General features: G+C 66.2%; 20 protein-coding genes. 4 read left to right on the top strand and 16 right to left on the bottom strand.

Translation table 11 applies throughout. The features are described 5' to 3' along the window. Positions 1–73: 73 nt before the first annotated feature. The 9 genes from KTR40_RS10415 to KTR40_RS10375 form a co-directional block, all read right to left on the bottom strand. Positions 74–1,366: a sugar ABC transporter substrate-binding protein gene (locus KTR40_RS10415; RefSeq protein WP_228403603.1), complete on the bottom strand. Its 1,293-nt coding sequence runs from the start codon at positions 1,364–1,366 to the stop codon at positions 74–76. 156 nt (positions 1,367–1,522) lie between these two features. Next, entirely contained in the window at positions 1,523–2,545 is a 1,023-nt protein-coding gene (locus tag KTR40_RS10410; protein WP_228403601.1) for a LacI family DNA-binding transcriptional regulator, read from the bottom strand. A gap of 89 nt (positions 2,546–2,634) precedes the next feature. Further along, on the bottom strand, positions 2,635–3,174 hold the full coding sequence (locus tag KTR40_RS10405) for a DUF2087 domain-containing protein (protein ID WP_228403599.1): 540 nt from the start codon (positions 3,172–3,174) through the stop codon (positions 2,635–2,637). Positions 3,175–3,205: 31 nt separating this feature from the next. Next, positions 3,206–3,952 (bottom strand): hypothetical protein, encoded by a 747-nt coding sequence (locus tag KTR40_RS10400; RefSeq protein ID WP_228403597.1) that lies wholly within the window; start codon positions 3,950–3,952, stop codon positions 3,206–3,208. Between the two features lie 109 nt (positions 3,953–4,061). Next, the gene (locus tag KTR40_RS10395; RefSeq protein WP_228403595.1) at positions 4,062–4,934 is read right to left on the bottom strand and encodes an HNH endonuclease; all 873 of its coding nucleotides are present in this window, start codon (positions 4,932–4,934) and stop codon (positions 4,062–4,064) included. 54 nt (positions 4,935–4,988) lie between these two features. Further along, the gene (locus tag KTR40_RS10390) at positions 4,989–5,183 is read right to left on the bottom strand and encodes a hypothetical protein (protein ID WP_139029403.1); all 195 of its coding nucleotides are present in this window, start codon (positions 5,181–5,183) and stop codon (positions 4,989–4,991) included. Continuing rightward, positions 5,180–5,710 (bottom strand): hypothetical protein, encoded by a 531-nt coding sequence (locus KTR40_RS10385; RefSeq protein WP_228403593.1) that lies wholly within the window; start codon positions 5,708–5,710, stop codon positions 5,180–5,182. Before KTR40_RS10385 ends, KTR40_RS10390 begins: the two co-directional genes overlap by 4 nt. Before the next feature lie 59 nt (positions 5,711–5,769). Continuing rightward, the gene (locus tag KTR40_RS10380; protein ID WP_228403591.1) at positions 5,770–6,825 is read right to left on the bottom strand and encodes a zinc-dependent alcohol dehydrogenase family protein; all 1,056 of its coding nucleotides are present in this window, start codon (positions 6,823–6,825) and stop codon (positions 5,770–5,772) included. Positions 6,826–6,876: 51 nt separating this feature from the next. Then, complete coding sequence (locus KTR40_RS10375; protein ID WP_228403590.1) at positions 6,877–7,776, bottom strand: CPBP family intramembrane glutamic endopeptidase; 900 nt, start codon at positions 7,774–7,776, stop codon at positions 6,877–6,879. A 230-nt stretch (positions 7,777–8,006) separates the two neighbouring features. Here KTR40_RS10375 and KTR40_RS10370 point away from each other — a divergent pair, with 230 nt between their 5' ends. Further along, positions 8,007–8,297, top strand: a complete 291-nt coding sequence (locus KTR40_RS10370; protein ID WP_139029399.1) for a hypothetical protein — start codon at positions 8,007–8,009, stop codon at positions 8,295–8,297. A gap of 51 nt (positions 8,298–8,348) precedes the next feature. On the opposite strand, the gene KTR40_RS10365 is transcribed toward KTR40_RS10370, so the two are convergent. Further along, on the bottom strand, positions 8,349–9,200 hold the full coding sequence (locus KTR40_RS10365) for a universal stress protein (protein WP_228403588.1): 852 nt from the start codon (positions 9,198–9,200) through the stop codon (positions 8,349–8,351). Between the two features lie 157 nt (positions 9,201–9,357). Here KTR40_RS10365 and KTR40_RS10360 point away from each other — a divergent pair, with 157 nt between their 5' ends. Next, entirely contained in the window at positions 9,358–9,507 is a 150-nt protein-coding gene (locus KTR40_RS10360; protein ID WP_179997636.1) for a hypothetical protein, read from the top strand. Positions 9,508–9,538: 31 nt separating this feature from the next. Further along, the gene (locus KTR40_RS10355) at positions 9,539–10,996 is read left to right on the top strand and encodes a DUF5129 domain-containing protein (protein WP_228403586.1); all 1,458 of its coding nucleotides are present in this window, start codon (positions 9,539–9,541) and stop codon (positions 10,994–10,996) included. Positions 10,997–11,037: 41 nt separating this feature from the next. Here the strand turns inward: KTR40_RS10355 and KTR40_RS10350 are convergent, their stop codons facing one another. The 4 genes from KTR40_RS10350 to KTR40_RS10335 are packed head-to-tail and all read right to left on the bottom strand — an operon-like array spanning position 11,038 to position 14,619. Then, positions 11,038–12,204 (bottom strand): ABC transporter permease, encoded by a 1,167-nt coding sequence (locus KTR40_RS10350; protein WP_228403584.1) that lies wholly within the window; start codon positions 12,202–12,204, stop codon positions 11,038–11,040. After that, positions 12,201–13,373, bottom strand: a complete 1,173-nt coding sequence (locus tag KTR40_RS10345) for an ABC transporter permease (protein WP_228403582.1) — start codon at positions 13,371–13,373, stop codon at positions 12,201–12,203. Before KTR40_RS10345 ends, KTR40_RS10350 begins: the two co-directional genes overlap by 4 nt. A gap of 1 nt (position 13,374) precedes the next feature. Then, positions 13,375–14,337 (bottom strand): ABC transporter ATP-binding protein, encoded by a 963-nt coding sequence (locus KTR40_RS10340; protein WP_139029395.1) that lies wholly within the window; start codon positions 14,335–14,337, stop codon positions 13,375–13,377. Between the two features lie 15 nt (positions 14,338–14,352). Beyond that, positions 14,353–14,619 carry a DUF1508 domain-containing protein gene (locus KTR40_RS10335; protein ID WP_139029394.1) on the bottom strand — a complete coding sequence of 89 codons (267 nt, stop codon included), beginning with the start codon at positions 14,617–14,619 and terminating at the stop codon, positions 14,353–14,355. 234 nt (positions 14,620–14,853) lie between these two features. Here KTR40_RS10335 and KTR40_RS10330 point away from each other — a divergent pair, with 234 nt between their 5' ends. Continuing rightward, positions 14,854–15,321, top strand: a complete 468-nt coding sequence (locus tag KTR40_RS10330) for a DUF1003 domain-containing protein (protein ID WP_139029393.1) — start codon at positions 14,854–14,856, stop codon at positions 15,319–15,321. Here KTR40_RS10330 and KTR40_RS10325 read toward each other — a convergent pair. Together KTR40_RS10325 and KTR40_RS10320 are read right to left on the bottom strand one after the other, a co-directional pair. Then, positions 15,316–16,062, bottom strand: coding sequence for a DUF4386 family protein (locus tag KTR40_RS10325; RefSeq protein ID WP_228403580.1), 747 nt, complete (start codon positions 16,060–16,062; stop codon positions 15,316–15,318). The two genes, KTR40_RS10330 and KTR40_RS10325, sit on opposite strands and share 6 nt — an antisense overlap. A 7-nt stretch (positions 16,063–16,069) precedes the next feature. Next, positions 16,070–16,633: a flavodoxin domain-containing protein gene (locus KTR40_RS10320; RefSeq protein WP_228403578.1), complete on the bottom strand. Its 564-nt coding sequence runs from the start codon at positions 16,631–16,633 to the stop codon at positions 16,070–16,072. Positions 16,634–16,648: the final 15 nt, after the last annotated feature.

Raw genomic sequence — 16,648 nt, 5'->3', positions numbered from 1 at the left:
GGGAGTCTTTCGTAGGTCGGGCTGCCGGAGGGCTGCCGCGCCGATGGGCGCGGCAGGCCTCCGGCGGCGCCGGCTAGTTCTTGTAGCCGCCGTTGGACTTGATGTTGGCGTCGATGGCCTTCACGGCGCTGTCCAGGGTGGACTTGGGGTCTGCTCCGTTCAGGATGTCCTGGACGGCCTTGCCGTACTCCGTGGCGATGAAGGGGTAGGCGGGTGTCTCGGGCCGCATGACGGCGTACTCGCGGGAGAAGTCCATGAAGATCCGGTTGGCGCCGCCCTCGGCGAACGATGGGATCTGGGCCGCAGCCTCCTCGCTGGCGGGGATGGCGCCGGTGGCCTTGGCCACTGCAGCGATATTCTCCGGCTTCAGGGAGTAGGAGAGGTAGTCCATGGCCGCCTCGGAATTGCTGCAGCCGCTGGTGACGCCCCACTGCCAGGAGGCACCGCCGATCTTGGGGCCTTCACCAAGGTCAACAGGCGGCATGACCACGAGGTCATCGCCCAGTGCGGCCTTGGCCTTGTCCGCGGCCCACGAGCCGGTGTAGACGATGGCGCTCTTGTTGTTCAGGAAGTCCTGGGTGGAATCCTTGCCACTCTTCTTGGCCATAAAACCCTGGTCGGCCAGGCCGCGGAACCACTCCGCCCACGCCACAGCCTTGTCGCCGTTGAGCTCGCCCTGGGCGCTCTGGAAGCCGTCGCGGTTGACCAGGTCGCCGCCAAAGGACTGCAGGAAGGGGGAATAGGCGTACGGAAGCCATTCGCCGGTGCCGGCAGTGCCCAGGTCCAGCGGGTGCTCCCACTTGCCGAGGGCCTTGAGCTTCGTCAGGGCGTCCTGGAACTCCTCCTTGGTCCAGGGCTGCTCCATGGTGGCAACCCGTACCCCGGCGGCCTCCAGGTCGGAGCCGCGTGCCATCATGGCCAGCGCCACGTCGTAGTAGCCCACCGCATAGGGCTTTCCGTCCCATTCAGCCACTGTGCTGGGGAGCTGCTCGGAAAGGTCAGCGTCCAGTTCCAGGGGCTTCAGGTAACCGGCCCATGCCCAGTTGGGCACGTTCGGTCCGTCAATGTCCACGATGCAGGGGAGGTTGCCTGCTGCGGCGGCGGAGACCACCGAGTCGTTGTAGGAGTCCTGGGGGAAGGCCTGGACCTTGATCTTCACTTTGTCCTGGCTGCCGTTGTAGGAGTCCACGATCTTCTGGACTGCGGCCAGTTCGTCGGCGTTGCCGGCGTTGTGGGTCCAGAGCGCGATCTCGCCGGACCCTTCGCTGGAGGAGGAGGCGCTGCCCTTGCCGCAGCCGGCGAGGGTGGCGGTGAGGGCGACGGCGGCTATGCTGGTCGCCAGGACCTTGGTGAGCTTCGTGTTCATGGTCAGTCTTTCTGCTTGGACAGGGTGGAGGGGTGTGACGGGGTCCTGCTGGGAACGCGGCCGCTGCAACGGCTGCGTTCCCGTTCTTTGTGGGGTAAGACAGGTTCGTTCCAGGGCAGCCTCGACGGCTGCCCTGCGGGTCAGTTGGCGTCAGGGTCAGTTCTTGGGCGGGGCCACGGAGCCGCGTTCGACCAGCGGGCATGCGACCTTTTCCTGCACCCGGGGCGCGCCGGGGTTTTCCAGTTCGTTGAGCAGCTTATGGACCGCCCACCGGCCCATTTCATAGTGGGGGAGGGCCATGGTGGAGAGCCCGGGCCAAAGGGCGTCGGCAATCAGTTCCAGGTTGTCCACTCCCACAATCGAGAGGTCTGCCGGGATGCCCAGCCCAAGATAGCCGGCCGCCTGGTAGGCGCCCATGGCCATCTGGTCGTTGAAACAGAACAATGCGGTGGGCCGCCCGGGTCCGGACAGCAGCTGGAGGGCGGCATTGCGCCCTCCGGCCGTGCTCGGATGCCCGGCGAGCAGGTACTCTGCCGGCAGTTCCAGTCCATGGCGCAGCAGGCCTTCCCGGAAACCTGCCAACCGGCCGTGTGCAGCAGGGATGTCGTCCTCGTTGTTGATCATGGCGATCCTCCGGTGGCCTGCCGCCACCAGGAGTTCGGCAGCGGACTCGCCGGCGCCGAACTCATCCGGCACTACCGAGGACATCCCGGGGTTGTCTGTGGTGGCGTCCAACACGATGGTGGGAACCGCGCTCAGTTCGTCGGGTACGGACACCCGCTGGTTGAACATCCGGGCGAAGATGATTCCGTCAACCTGGTGCTGCTGCAGTGCCCGGATCTCCTGGCGCTCCAGTTCATTGTCCAGGCCGGAGTTGACCACCATCAGCAGGTGTCCGTGCTCGGAGGCCGCGTCCTGTGCGCCCTGGATCATGGCGCCGGCGAAGGGGGTGGTGGTGATCTCGTCGCTGACGAGGCCCAGGATCTGGGAGCGCTGGTTGCGCAGTCCGCTCGCCAAACGGTTCGGTGCGTAGCCGAGGTCGCCGGCGACGGCCTTGATGTGCTCCACGGTCCGGGCGTTCACCCGGGAGCTGTGCGCTTCGCTCAGGGCATGCGACACAGTGGTCACGGAAACGCCTGCAGCTTTCGCTACGTCCCGGATGTTTACCTTCGTCGCCATCGACCTTTCCTTTGCAAAACGTTTTGTATGTTGCCTGCATCACTATATGCAAAACGTTTTGCAACCGTCAAGGGGTGAGCTGTAATTTCCTAGGATTCCTGTGGCCGTCCATAGGAGGAACCCGAAGGCGTCCGCTCCAGCAGTCCGAAGTCAACCAGGTAGCGGCGCAGCAGGACCACATCCTCCGTGTAACCGAGGAGCCGCTCATTTACCTGTTTCTCGGTCAGGTGCTCACCAGGCCGGATTGAGTCGTTGGCAATCCACGCCAGGAGTTCGCGGCGTTCCGCCATGGTGGCCGGGTACCTCTCAATCCTGCCCAGGCGCAGGAAACGTGCCACCCCGGTGGGTGCCTGCCGCCGCGGCTGCTGGGCCAACAGATCCCGGAAGATCGCTTCAGGCGCCACCAGCCCGCCGGCCGCAGTGCGCTCCACGAGCCCCGACCCGAGCAGGTTTTCGATGGCCCGGTTCCGCCGCCGGCCGTTCAGCTGCTGATTCTTCAACTCTGTGGGCGCGTCCCCGGGCACGGCACCGAGGACAATTTGTGCATAAGCAGTGCGGGCATCGCTGTTGGCCAGCACAGCCACAACCCGCCGCCAGTGCGGGCCGCCGTACCGCGCCGCTCCAGCCATGGCACTCTCCTTCGATGCCGCCGTCGAACGCCTATACCGACTGCGGGCCGCGCTTGAAAAGGACCGCAAGGAGGACCCCGCCGGCGATCAGGGTCAGCCAGACGATGCTGATGATGATGATTTCGAAGACATCCTCCCGGTTCATGCCGCGCAGCGCCACTACGACGGCGAGGGAGGCCACCGCAGCGGCGAAGCTGGCGAGGAACAGCCACCGGATACTCCGCTCAAGCCTGGTCCGGGTAGACAACACAGGCACCAGGCAGAGAAATACCACGGTCATGAGCAGGTACCCGAGCTCCTCCAGGGCGATGAAGATCCCGTTGGGGTTGTACTGCGTGAAGATGGACCAGCCGTCAAGCTGACCTTTTTCGAGGCTCGTGGGCATCACCACTGCCTGGATGTAGTAGTTGACCAGGAGGACAGCCGCCGCGATCACCGCGAGGCACAGCGCCAGCGAACTGTAGGTCTTGCTCCTGTCCGGGGAGTACTGATGCAGTGCGGCAACCAACGCCACGAACAGCAGCATCAGCATCATCGCCGGAAACAGCCAGTAGTAGTCACCGGGCCACTGGGCGGCGATCACGTCGTCCGTGAAGGGGTAGGGGACCTTGTCCGGCAGTGCTGTCAGGGCAAGCGCAAAGGTCAGCACCGTCAGGACGGTGGTGGCAACTGCCACCCGGAACCCGAACAGGCAGGCGGCCTCGACGGATGCCTGGGCACCCTGCCCGCCGCCTGCAGCAGGACCGGCAGTGCGGCTGGTCTTCCTTCTTGTTGGCATGGCTGCTTCCCACAGTTTGTGCGTACACGTCCCGATCAGGATGCGGCTTACCCGCCGGAGGAAACAGGGCATAAGGTCCCCGCGGCGCAAGCGCGGGACGGCAATCTGGTCAGTCCTGGCGGCCTTCAAGGATCCGCCGGGCGTCATCCTGCGCCTGAAGGGCATGCGGGCTCACTGCCTCGCCCCTCAAATGGCCGGCAGCGGCGATGATGTTCCGGAGTTCCGACACCGTGCGTGGTTCCGTCACCCCGTGGTGCGCCACGGTGTGGCAGTTGGGGCACAGCGGAACAAGGTCGGCAATAGGATCCAGCTGGTACCCGCTCGCGAGCATTTCCGGCGGCACAACGTGGTGGATATCGATGTAGCCCGTGCCGGCATCACCGTAGGAGGCCTCGAAGGAGAATCCGCAGGCAGCGCAGGACGTTCCATGGAAAGCCAGGCATACCCCGCGCGCCTCGGCGTCCCGCTCGTAGCGGTTCACCTCGATGCTGCTGACCGCGGACGGCGGGCAGGTCCCGGACACCACCTGGGCGGGGGTACCCGCCGTCGGCCCCTGCTCCCGCCACAACCGGCGAAGGCCAGGCTCCGCCCCAGGCGGAAGGTGCATGCCGGAACGAACCGTGGCGTCGCGCCACGCCAGCCAGGGGACGGCCTCGCTGAGGGCCTCGGGCCGTATCTGCTCGCCGAGCGGGAGCAGGGCGTCGAAAGCGACGCTGACGCTCCAGCCGGCGTCGGCAGGTTCCGCACCGGGCATGCCGGCGTATGGTTCGGACACCACCACCCCGTGTCCAATAAGCCCGGTCCATGCGTCAGTCCTGCCCTGCACCAGGAGCCAGGCTTCAGTCCCCGGCCGGACGTCCAGCGCATGGCCGACGCTCCAACGCTGCAGGAACCGGCCGGACTGCGCCACCTGCTCGACGGCGGCAGGGTAGTCCCAGCGGTCCCATGCGTTGGGATTCCATCCAAGGAGGACTGCAGCCACTACCCACCCGATCCAGCACACGCTGTGCCTGGTGCACAGCCTTCCGAATGGAACCTAGATAGGTTCCTTGGCCAGCGCCTTGGTCTTGGCCGGTGTTTCGCGGCCCAGGCGCTCGTCAAGCGTGACGCGCAGCCTGGCGGCCGCAACCTGGACCCGATGCTCAGCCGGTGTGGCCTTCTTGGGGGCAGGCTTGGCGGAAGTGTTCCGCGGAGGATGCACAAACCGGTGTTCAGGCGACGCTGCGCTCATGGTCCAGCCTCCTTGGTTGTGCCTTCATCCGTCGTTCCATTCTCGCCCATGATGCGGCTGTCGTCCACGAAGGGCATCTCCTGGCCGCCGTTTCCTTCCTCCCCGAGGTCCTCCCCGTTCTCATCGCCGGAGACGCTTTTCCATGCAATGTCGAACAACTCGAGTTCTTCGGTGCGCGCGAGTTCGCTGCGGGCCAGCACTTCCAGGGTGGCCAGTCCCAAGGCCTTTGTTCCCTCGTCCCCGTCCAGCGCGCGGTCCAGTGCCCACTGCGTCCGCCGCCACCATTCAGCGCGGCTGTCCGCTTCAGTCTTCTGCATCAGGGCACGGGCATCCGCTTCCCGCTTCTGGTCCAGGGCCGTCTTGTCCGCAGCGGTGCGCTGCTTAAGGGTGCGCCAGTTGATATAGAAGGCCAGCAGGGCGGCGATGAGCACGGCCAGCGGACCGAGCCCGGCGAGGATCACCCACCACTCGGCCGGACCAGAGTGGACGACGACGTCCAGCGGCGTGGGGGACGGGGCAGGGGTCACCTTGCCAGCATAGGCCGGGAAGTGCTGCCAGACGTCCGGACACCCCGCAGCCGGGCATGTCAGGCAGTGATCACGACTTTCAAGGCATTGGTCTCCGCCGCCCGGGCAAAAGTGTCATAGGCATCCATGAACTGGTCGAACCGGAAATGGTGCGTGGCGAACTTCTCTGCGGGCAGCTTTTTCTGCGCCACGAGCTTCAGCAGCATGGGCGTGGTGTTGGTGTTCACCAGGCCCGTGCTGATGTTGACGTTCTGGATCCACAGTCTTTCCAGGTGCAGTTCCACTGCCTTGCCGTGGACGCCAACGTTGGCCACGGTGCCGCCGGGACGGACTATCTCGGTGCACATGCCAAAGGTGGCGGGAATGCCCACCGCCTCGATGGCCACGTCCACCCCCTGCCCGTCGGTACGGGAGAGGACCTGGTCCTTCCAGTCCGGGTCGCCCGACACAACGATGTCCGTGGCCCCGAACCCGCGGGACTGCTCCAGGCGGTTGCGGTCAAGGTCGATGGCGATGATGGTGGCCGCTCCGTAGAGTCCCGCGGTGGCGATGGCCGCCAGCCCCACCGGCCCTGCTCCTACCACCGCAACTGTGTCTCCTGGCTTGACCCGCCCGTACTGCACTCCGATTTCAAAGCCGGTGGGGAAGATATCGGAGAGCATGACCGCCTGCTCGTCGCTCACTCCGGCGGGCAGCAGGTGCAGGGAATTCTCGGCGTAGGGCACACGGACGTATTCGGCCTGGGTGCCGTCAATCAGGTGGCCGAAAACCCAGCCGATGCCCGACGCGCCTTCGTCCCCCAGGCAGTGGGAGTACAGGCCGGTCTTGCAGTTGGCGCAGTGGCCGCAGGACTTGATGCAGGAAATGATGACCCGGTCGCCGGGCTTCAGCGTGGTGACGGAGGACCCCACCTCGGTAATTGTTCCCACGCCTTCGTGGCCCAGGATCCTTCCCTCCTGGACTGCCGGCACGTCGCCCTTGAGGATGTGCAGGTCCGTTCCGCAGATGGTGGTGGTGTCCACTTTTACGATGGCGTCACTGGGATTGACGATGGTTGGTTCCGGCACATCGGTCCAGGATTTCTTCCCCGGTCCGCCGTAGACAATGGCTTTCATTCCTGCTCCTTGCTCGTCGATGATCCGGGTGCCGTCCAGCGCCGGGTTAACTCAAGAATGGTTGATGGGTTTCCTGGCTGAAAGGGTCCTAGGTCCCCGGGTCAGGTCGCCGCGGCGGACCAGCATCACGACGGCGACCACCAGCCAGGCTGTTGCCGCGTGGCCCCACGGGTAGACCTGTTGGGGGACTCCCGGCGTCAGCGGGTTCAGGATGAACTGGAAGGTGGAGAGGCTCGCGTGCATCAGGGCGGCCAGGAGCAGGCTTCCGGTGCGGTCGTAGACCCACACCATGAGCACCCGGTAGGCGGTGAGCTGCCCGACGAGCACGCCCGCGACCCACAGGGACAGGAAGATCTCCATCGGTATGCCGCCGTTGGTTCCGCCGCCGCCCCAGTAACTCACGAAGAAATGCCACACTCCCCAGAGCACCCCCACCAGGATTCCGGTCCAGAGTGCGCTGAGGCGCCGGCGCGCCCTCGGGATGGCGAACCCGGTCCAGCCCACTTCCTCGAGCAGCCCCACCACGAGCCCGAGCACCAGTGCCATGGCGATGGTCCCGGCCTTGTCTTCTGCCGTGGCGATCCGTGGCGCGTATGCGGGAGAGGAGGTCCACAGACCCAGCACGACGGCGGCCATCGTCACGGGCGCGACCAGCAGGGCGATGGCGTACCACCGCCCGCCCACGCGCCAGTGCTTCAGGCGCTGCCACAGTTCGCTGTAGCCTGCACGTCCGGAGGCAACTCCCGTCAGCAGCAGGCTGGCAACAGCAGGCCCCAGCAGCATCGCCGGCACCGTGACGGGGACCGTCAGCTGGAATTCTTCCGGCGTGGGCGACAAGCCACCCGTGCTGGCCCAGACGGCCAGCACAATGCAGCCCCAGGACAAGAGGAATGTGACGCTGAAATACCACCACAGCGGATGCGTTCGGACTGATGTCCGGAGGGCGTGCATGGGATCCTCCCGGTTGACGCGTGCCGTACCTTCAGGTTCCTGTCCACGGAACGCCCGGCATAGGGCCGACCGTCCCGATTCGCTGTGGGATATGGGCCACCGCGCCCGGGCCGCTGGGACGAAAGACCCTGTGGGCCCGCGGGATTTCGGGTGACGCTGGTTTCTGGAGCTCCAACGCGGGTTGGAGCTGGTCAACCGATTGGCCATCCAGAAGAAAGTCCGGAGGAACCATGGCGGACTCCACCAAAATCGTCAGCGCCATCGTCTTCGTCATCGCCGTTCTGCTGTGGGCGGCGTTCGGCGCAGTGCTGCTGGTCAGGCAGGGAAACCTGGCTGACCTATGGGCCGCTTTCCGGGGCCAGCCCTGGGTCCTGCAGGGGCTGGAATTCCTGGTTCTCCTGCCATGGACTGCGGCACTGTGGGTGTGGAACACCGCCTGGGAACTGTGGATCCGGGCCCTGCTGTTGGTCGGCCTGGCGTGGGTCAGCCTCTACCTGCTCTTCCCGTGGCGCTCCGGATAGGCGTGTTCGGGCTAAACACGGGCTTGGGCCTGGCGCAGGAGCGTAGGTCCGTCAGCTGTTGCCGCGCCGGGAGATCAGGACCGGGCCGCGTGCATGGTGAAGGACCGCGTGGGCGGTGGAACCGATGGTCTGCCGCAAAAAGCCGTGGCCTTTGGTCCCAACAACAAGCATCTGCGCGTCATCCGATGCTTTGAGGATGGCATGCGGGACAGACGAGTCAGTGAGCACCCTGCCCTCCACGGCAACGTAGGGTGCGAGCGCCCGGGCACGCCGGAGGGCGGCGTGGAGCACTTCGCCTGCGGCAGCCTCGGCGTCGGGCTCGTTCCGCTGTGCGTACCCGGCGGGCACATGGTGGACGTGCAGGACACTGAGCCTGGCCTGCGTTGCCGAGGCGAGGGCGCAAGCGTCCTCCAGCGCGGTGGGGGACCCGGATGCGTCCACCGCGGCGACGATCGGCCCGCCAGGGTGGAGGTCCGGCCGGATCACTGCCACGGGGCAGGATGCAGTGGCTGCGAGTTCCAGGCTGACCGACCCCACCAGCAGCCCCAGGAATCCGCCCAGCCCCCGGCTGCCCACAACAACCATCTCCTGGCCGGCAGAGGCCTCGGCAAGGTAGGAGGCAGGCAGCCCATGCAACAGGGTGCCCTGCACGTCCAGTCCCGGGGCCGCGGCGCGGGCGTGGCTGACGCCCTCCTCGAGGATCGCCTGTGCTGACCGCTCCAAGCCGCTGTCCGCCACCCCCGGAACCGGGCCCAGCCGGTGTGTCAGCAGCGGCCAAATGGAGACGTGGACAACGTGGAGGGGACAACCGCGCAGGTCCGCCTGCCGGGCTGCCCAATGGACGGCGGCGGCGGCTTCAGCTGAACCGTCGTATCCCGCAACGATGGATCCTGATTCCTCCATTGCTCCTCCGCTCCTGCCCAGGGGACCTTCGGCACTGTGGTGGCTCCCCGTGAGACTCCATGCTGTTGGGGTGGGCCGCGCTGTGTACCGCCTATTCCAGCAGAGTACCCACAGTTGCCGGAAGCAAGAACTTCTGTCCGATCCCGAGGAGCAGCACATGGCCGCCTGGCAGGAAAACATCACCCCGCACCGGTTCGAGGGCCAAACAGTCATGGTGGCGGCAGGAACCGCCTTCCTGCTGAGCCGGGACGGCACGAACATCAATGGCGTGGTGCTGGCTTCGGACAACGGATGGAACGCCGTTTAGGGGCGGACGCGCCTCCAGGAAGTGGGCGGAAATGGGCCTCATAATGCGCAGGACTGCTGGCCTGCTGCTGGCGTTGCTGGTGCTGTTGCCCGGCAGCGCGGGCATCGCCTTCGCTGTGCCGCCGGCGTCCGTGGAGGTCCAGGACACGGCAGGGGTGCTGGACCGGAACACGCTGGTACCGGCCCTCGAACGCATCGATTTCTACAACCCCACCAAGGTTGTGGTGTACACCTACAACGGCAGCGCGGAGGACAACCTCAACGAGGAAGTCCTGAGGTTTGCCCGGGCCGGACACCCTGAGTGGATCAGTGCTGACGGGCAGAAGTGGGCGGACGGGCTCTTCATTTTTGCCCTTGACCCGGTGGGCCGCCATGTTGGCACGTACATGGGCGAAGACCGCAAAGTGTCCTTGGAACAGCGGACCGACATCCAAGACTCGGCCAAGGAACTCCTGCGGGATGCGCAGTGGACAGAGGGAACCATCGCCGGCGTCCGGCGCGCGGCGGAGCTCATCAACCAGCCCTGGTACCGCTCGGCCGCCTTCCTGGTCGCGGCGTGGATCACGGCTGGAACAGCAGCCCTCGGCGGCGGAGCCTGGCTCGTTGTGCGGGCCGTTACCAGGTCTTCCAGCCGGAAGGAGATCGAGCGCGGGGACCGGAGCTACGGCAATGTGAGCATGGATCTGGATGTGACGGAGCTGAACGCCGCCACCATTCCCGAATCATCCCGGTACGGAAGCCACGTCCTCGAGAAACACCGCACCTTCCTGAGCCGCTACAACGCGGCCAGCGAGCTCTCCAACAAAGTGCACGCGCTCTCCAGACGCGCATTGAGCCGCCGGAAGAACCTCAAGCTCGCGCGCCAGTACGCAGACGCGGCCTCCGAGCTCGACGCCCTTGACGACGTCATCGCGGATACCAACGCCCTCTTGAACCGTGCCAGCGCCTGGCACACTGCCTGGGACCGGCAGCTGGCACCTTTCCGCAGCGACCTGGCCGGACTCGAACAGCTCCTCAGCAAGCGCCACGGGCAGGGGGACTCGGCAACCGCGGCGGCACTGCGGTCCTTCCGGGACCAAAGCCTGCGCGAGATCGAGCGGTGGACCGCGGAGCTGGCGGAGGAAAAGATCAGCCCGGAAAAGGCGCTGGACCGCCTCTACGACGCCCGGACCCGCCTCGCTTCGCTCCTGGAGAACCACGCGGAAACGGTTATCGGGGGCTTTGCCAAGAACGAACGCGAAGCCGGGCTCATGCGCAAGGAAATGCAGGAAGCCCAGGAAGGCCTGGACCACCGCCGCCGTAGCTATGAGCCAAGTATCCTGGGGACCGTCTACCCGTCCTACCACTTCTTCTCCGTGGCAACCTTCAACTCGGGGCTCAATACGGGGGTCAGCAGCGTCAGCTCAGCCCGCGGCGGAGGCGGCAGCACCACCGGCTATGGAAGCAGCGGCGGCAGTTTTTCTGGCTCAGGCAGTTCATCCAGCTTCTGATAGCGGGTACCGGCGCTGAGGGTACGACGGCGGCCGTCGACCTACAACGCCCGGCTGAGGCTCCGCTGCAGCAGGAAGGACCCCAGCGCCAGCAGCGCCAGCACCATGGCGGCCAGGACGCCCAGCTGCGGAAGGATCTCCGCCAGGGTTCCCTCATGCCGCTGGATGTCCGCGAAGGCGTCATATGCCCAGCGGTGCGGGGTCAGCCGGGACACTGCCTGGAGTGCCTCGGAGAAGAACTCCGGCGGCACCATGGAACCGCCCAGGCCACCCAGCACCAGGCCCAGCCCAACCCCCACACCGGAGGCAGCGGCGTCGTTATCCATCACTGAACCTATGACCATGGCGGCAGCGGCGGAAACTGCGCAGAAAAGAACCAGGACCAGCCCCGCCAGCAGGGGATCACCCCAGTCAACGCCAAACAGCAGGGCAGTGCCGGCCATGATGTAACCACCCTGGACGGCGGCGATGCCGAAGCGCCCCAGGGCCTGGCCCGCCAATGCCTGCCAGCTTGAAACGGGGGCAGCCATGACGCGGGCAATGACCCCGAGGCGCCGGGCCTTGATCAAGGTGGTGGCCCCGGTGAGGGAGCTGAGGAAGACGAACAGCAGGAGCTGCTGGGCCGCTCCGAGGTCGAACCGTCCCAACCCCTGGAACACCTGGGAGACGTCATTGGTGTCCACCACCTCCACGCGGGGCTGTTCCACCGCTTTCCTGGCCTGCTCCAGCGCGGCGGCCGCCTCGGACGCACCCACCCCTGCGGATTCGAGGAGGGACTGCTGCCGCCGCTCGGTGCTGACTGCCTGGATGGAGGCCCGCACCTCCTGGAGCACGGCCTGCGCTGCCGACTGGGACGCCGTGACCACTTCAAGGTCGGCAGGCCGGCCGGCTGCGAACGCTGCGGCGTCGTCGTCACTGATGAAGATCCCGACGTCGGTCCGGCCTCGGCTGAGCTGGTCCCGCACCGTCCCGGCCCCGGCAGTGGACACCTGGAGGCCGTCCTTTCCCAGCCGTTCCGCCAGGGCCGTCGCCAGCCGGGTGTCCGGTGCGCCGGACAGGGCAACACGTGACTGGCCGCTGTTGGCGCCGAACTGCGAGCCGAGCAGCAGGATCAGCAGGAGGGGAAAGATGAAGACAAAGAAGATATTGGACCTGTCCCGCAGGAAGAGCCGGACTTCCACGGCCGCGATGCCGGTGATGCTCCTCATGCCCTGGCGCCCCTGTCCGGAAGCAGGCGTGAAGCCAGTGTGGCTGCCGCCGCGAAGCCCAGCATGACGGCAAGGGGGACGGCGACGTCAGCCACTCCGCCCCCGCCCGACGTGATGCCCAGGCCCCGGATGAAGGCGGCAATCGGGTTGAGGTCCATGAGGGTGGCCAGGAATCCCGAGGCCTCGATGGGGAAGAACGCGCCGCCGGCGATGCCCAGCACCATGCCCAGGATCGACTGGGCGATGTTCGCCTGCTCCGCGCTGCGGACCAGGCGGGCAACCACGAAGGTCAGGCTGGTGGCGGACGCTGCCACGGCCAGCACCAGGAGCGCGACCACCGCGGGCGAGCCGAAGGAGACGCCGAACAGCATGCTGCCGGCAGTGAGCAGGATGGTAGTGGCGGTAACGCCGAGGATGAATCCAACAAGGGCTTTTGCCGTGATGATTGTCCCGCGGGCCACAGGGCTGGCCTGCAGCCTGGCCAGCGTGCCTTCCTCCCGCTCGGCCAGCAGCCCAAGCACCCCGAAGCCGACGGTGAAAAGCAGGAAGAGCCCGGTCTGGCCGGCCACCAGGGTGCCCTTGAGGGAAAGCTGTTCAGCGGACGCCTTGCCTTCAGACAGCGTCAGCGCAGGGCTGCCGGCTGCGGCCTGCTGTGCAAGGGCGCCGAGGCCTTCATGGGGGAGCCCTGCGATTTCCCCTGCCGCGGCGGTCGCGGTGCCCGCCGCTAACTGCCCCAGGAGCCCGTCCACCACGGAAATCAGGACGTTGGCTTCAAGGCCCGCCGAATCCCCTTCCACCACCTGGACGGAGAGGGCCTGCCCTGACCTCACCGCCGTCGTGAATTCCGCGGGGAGGATGATGCCCAGGTCGGCTCCGGAGTCCTTCGTCTCCCGGCCCACGTCGGCGGCAGGCACCTTGCGGATGGTGACGTCCATGATGGGAAGCGAGTCCAGGGCATCAAGCAGCGCGCCGCCCAACTGCCCGCTGTCCTCAGAACTTGCGACGACGACGGCGGGCTTGAGGTCCACGCTTTCAGTGTCGAAGCCGCCAAAGGAGAGGTTCAGGACCCCCATGAGGGCCAGGGGGACAAGGAGCGAGAAGATAAACACGGATTTGTCCCGGATCCGCTGCCGGAGGTCATTGGCCACCATGGTCCACAGTCCGTGCACGTCAGTCCCGCAGCGCTTTGCCGGTCAGGTGCAGGAAGACGGACTCCAGGTCCGGCCGGACAATCTCCACCGAGGTCAGCACCATCCCGGCGCCGCCCGCCTCGGCCACGATGGGGGCAAGGAGGCCCGGTCCGTTGTGCACCGTGAGGATCAGGCCGGAGGCGCCGCCGTCGACATGCTGCACGCCTGGAAGCTGCCGCAGCGCCGCGGCGGCGGCACCGGTGTTTCCGCTGCCGTGCAGGTCGATCCGGTCCACGCCGCCCGTCAATTCAACGAGCTGGTTCCGGGTGCCCTCGGCCTGGATCCGGCCCTCGTCAATGATGGCGATCCGGTCGCACAACCGCTCCGCCTCCTCCATGTAATGGGTTGTGTACAGCACCGCCATGCCCTCCGTGGCGAGGCCTTCCACGGATTCCAGGATGGAATTGCGGGACTGGGGATCCACCCCCACCGTCGGCTCATCAAGGATCAGCAGGGTGGGCCGGTGCAGGAGGCCGATGCCGATGTTCAGCCGGCGCTTCATACCGCCCGAAAACTTCTTGGTCTGCTCGCCGGCCCGGTCCGCCAGCCCGATCAGGTCCAGGACCTCCTGCGTCCGGTTCTTGAGTTCCTGGCCGCCGAGGCCCTGGAGCCTGCCGAAGAACAGGAGGTTCTCCTTCGCCGTCAGGTCCGGGTAGATGGCAAGTTCCTGCGGGACCAGCCCGATGTGCCGCTTGACCCGGGTGCTCGCAGGAGTCATGGCAGAACCGGCGAGTTCGATGGTTCCGGAATCCGCGGGAATCAGCCCGGCCACCATGGAGATGATGGTGGTTTTCCCCGCCCCGTTAGGGCCCAGGAGCCCGTAGGTTTCGCCGGCCTCGATGTGGAAGGTGACGCCGTCCACCACCGTGTGCTGGCCATAGCTCTTCACCAGGCCTTTGACGCCCAGGACCTGCGCCTTCCGGGTTTGAACGTCCGCCGTCACGGCGCGGCCGGTTTCCTAGGCGGCACCGAGGGAACCGGCCTTGCCGGAACCGAACGCCCGGAACTGGGGTCCCCTGCGGGGCGTCCGGACAAGGGTGGCCGCGGGCGCGAGATCCCGGATCAAACCGGTGCCGGCGCATTCGCGGACGTCCTTGATGGCGTCAGCAGCGGTGTACTTGTCCGGGTACTGTCCGGAAACGGCCAGTACCTGTCCATCCGGCGCCATCAGCCTGAACCTGATCCGCGAATCCTCGTCGACAAACAGTTCGAACGTTCCCGCCATAAGCCTTGTTCTCCTCAAGCATCCTTGCTCCAAGCAGTGGAGCGCATGGGCCCACCGGCATCCGGTGCGCAGCCCGGACACAGCACCCCAGCCACGGTGCATCCTTCGGGCCTCAATCCAGCGTGCCAGAGGGTAGGGGCTGCCATCAGGGACCAAAGTCCCGTCTGCCCTATTCATTGGGGTAATTCGTGGTTCGCGGGCGCGGGTACTGCCGCCGCCACTTACCCTAGGCACATGAGCGAGCGGAGAACTACATGGCATGCACGGCACAAGGAGGGCCTAAGCCGGGGTGAGCGGGCGGCGGACGTCCTACGGAACGGCATGGGCAGCTGGACCTTCGTGGGGCTGTTCGTTGCCTTCATGGCGGCATGGGCCGGGTTTAATTCCTACGTGCTGGCGGCGGACGCCTGGGATCCTTATCCCTACATCCTCCTGAACCTCTTCCTCTCCATGCTGGCCGGGCTTCAGGGCGCCATTCTTTTGATTGCCGCAAAGCGCCAGGACGCCATTGCCGCGGCGATGGCCCGCCACGACTACGAGACAGACGTGCAGTCAAAGTCGGAGATCGACCGGCTGATGGCGATCAACAGCCAGCAGCTTGAGCTGCTCGAGGAGCTCCGGGCCCTGCTCTCCCGGCCCGGCGCGCTGCCATCCGGGGCAGTGCAGGAGCGGCAGGATGAAGGCACGGATGATGGTTTATGACTTTCCGTCCGTTCTGTGCCCGGAAAGCCGGATCAGCGCGAAACCGGTAGCCACAAACCACACCCAGAGCAGGATGCCGTAGCCCCAGTAGAATTCAGGCACCGCGTGGCGGAGGATTTCGCTCACCACCCCCAGCGCCCCTGTTGCCACGCCCAGCCAGGCAATCCACTGGGGGAAGAGTGCCCTGGGCCCCCTGGCCATGGCGACAGCCATCAGGAGGATGCCGAAGGCAGAAAGGGTTCCTACGCTCGCGGGGGTGTTGTTCTCCGCAGTGATTGCTTCTGCGGCCGTGGCAAAAACCCTGCGTTCTTCCTCGGTTCCGGCCTCCAGGTAGCGGTCACTGAGGTAGATGAGGTTCAGCGATCCGCGGCTGCTGACAGGGATGGCCAGGATGAGGGCCCATGGCAGGGCGCCAAAAATGAGGGCGATCAGCGCGAGGCTTCTCTGTGCGGGGGCCAATGCCACAAAGAGCGCGGTGAAGGCCAGCACCGGAAGGATGTTGGGGAGGATCCACAGGATCTGCTCCGCAACGTAACTCGCCTTGTTGGCGGCGATGAATTCGAGGTTTTCCGCCCCTCCGTGCACAGGCGGAGGTGCAAGGAAATCCAGCACCAGGGCGGCTATCAGCAGGAATACGAAGAGGACACAAGCTATCCCCGCCCACCGGAAGAGCGGCCTCCACGGCTGGAGATTGCCCTGGAAGGCGGGACTGGGTGGAACCGCGGACTGAACATCAGGCATGGCCGGGCTAGCCTGCCTGGACGCCGGCGGCCGGTCCGCCTGGGGAGTTCAGTCCGGCAACGATCCTGTCGGCCCAGGCGTCGATGGCCGCCCAATCCCGGAAATCACCCGCAGGCAGGGCTTCCTTCGCTGCCGGGGCAAGCCTGATGAGGCGCTCACCGATGCCGATGGGAGGGGAATCCGGGTCCCACGCGCCGAAAAAGACCTGTTCTCCACTGGGATGGAGCAGCTCCTGCAGTTCAGCGAACTCCTTCGGCCGGGCGCTCGCCAGAACATCCTCCCCATCCTTGTCAACAGCTTCGGTGCCAAGGGGGCCGCTGCTGAAGAGCCATACCTTTTTGTCCTGGAGCTCCCGCCGGTGCCGCCTCGCGAAAGCCGTGGCTTCCTTGAGCCAGTGGACCATGTAGGCGGCGCTGCCCAGCACCACGGCTTCGTACGGGCCGACGTCATGCACTTCCGCCACCGGCCGGGCCTCGGCCTCGAGCCCCTGTTCACGGAGGCGGGCAGCGATGCGCCCGGCTATTCCGGTGGTGGAACCGTGCCGGCTGGCGTACGCAACAAGGACCTTCATGGGAGACCTCCTTGG

Origin of the sequence: Pseudarthrobacter sp. L1SW (genome assembly GCF_020809045.1) — a bacterium.
Classification (GTDB): domain Bacteria; phylum Actinomycetota; class Actinomycetes; order Actinomycetales; family Micrococcaceae; genus Arthrobacter.
This window is presented reverse-complemented; position numbering and strand designations above follow the sequence as displayed.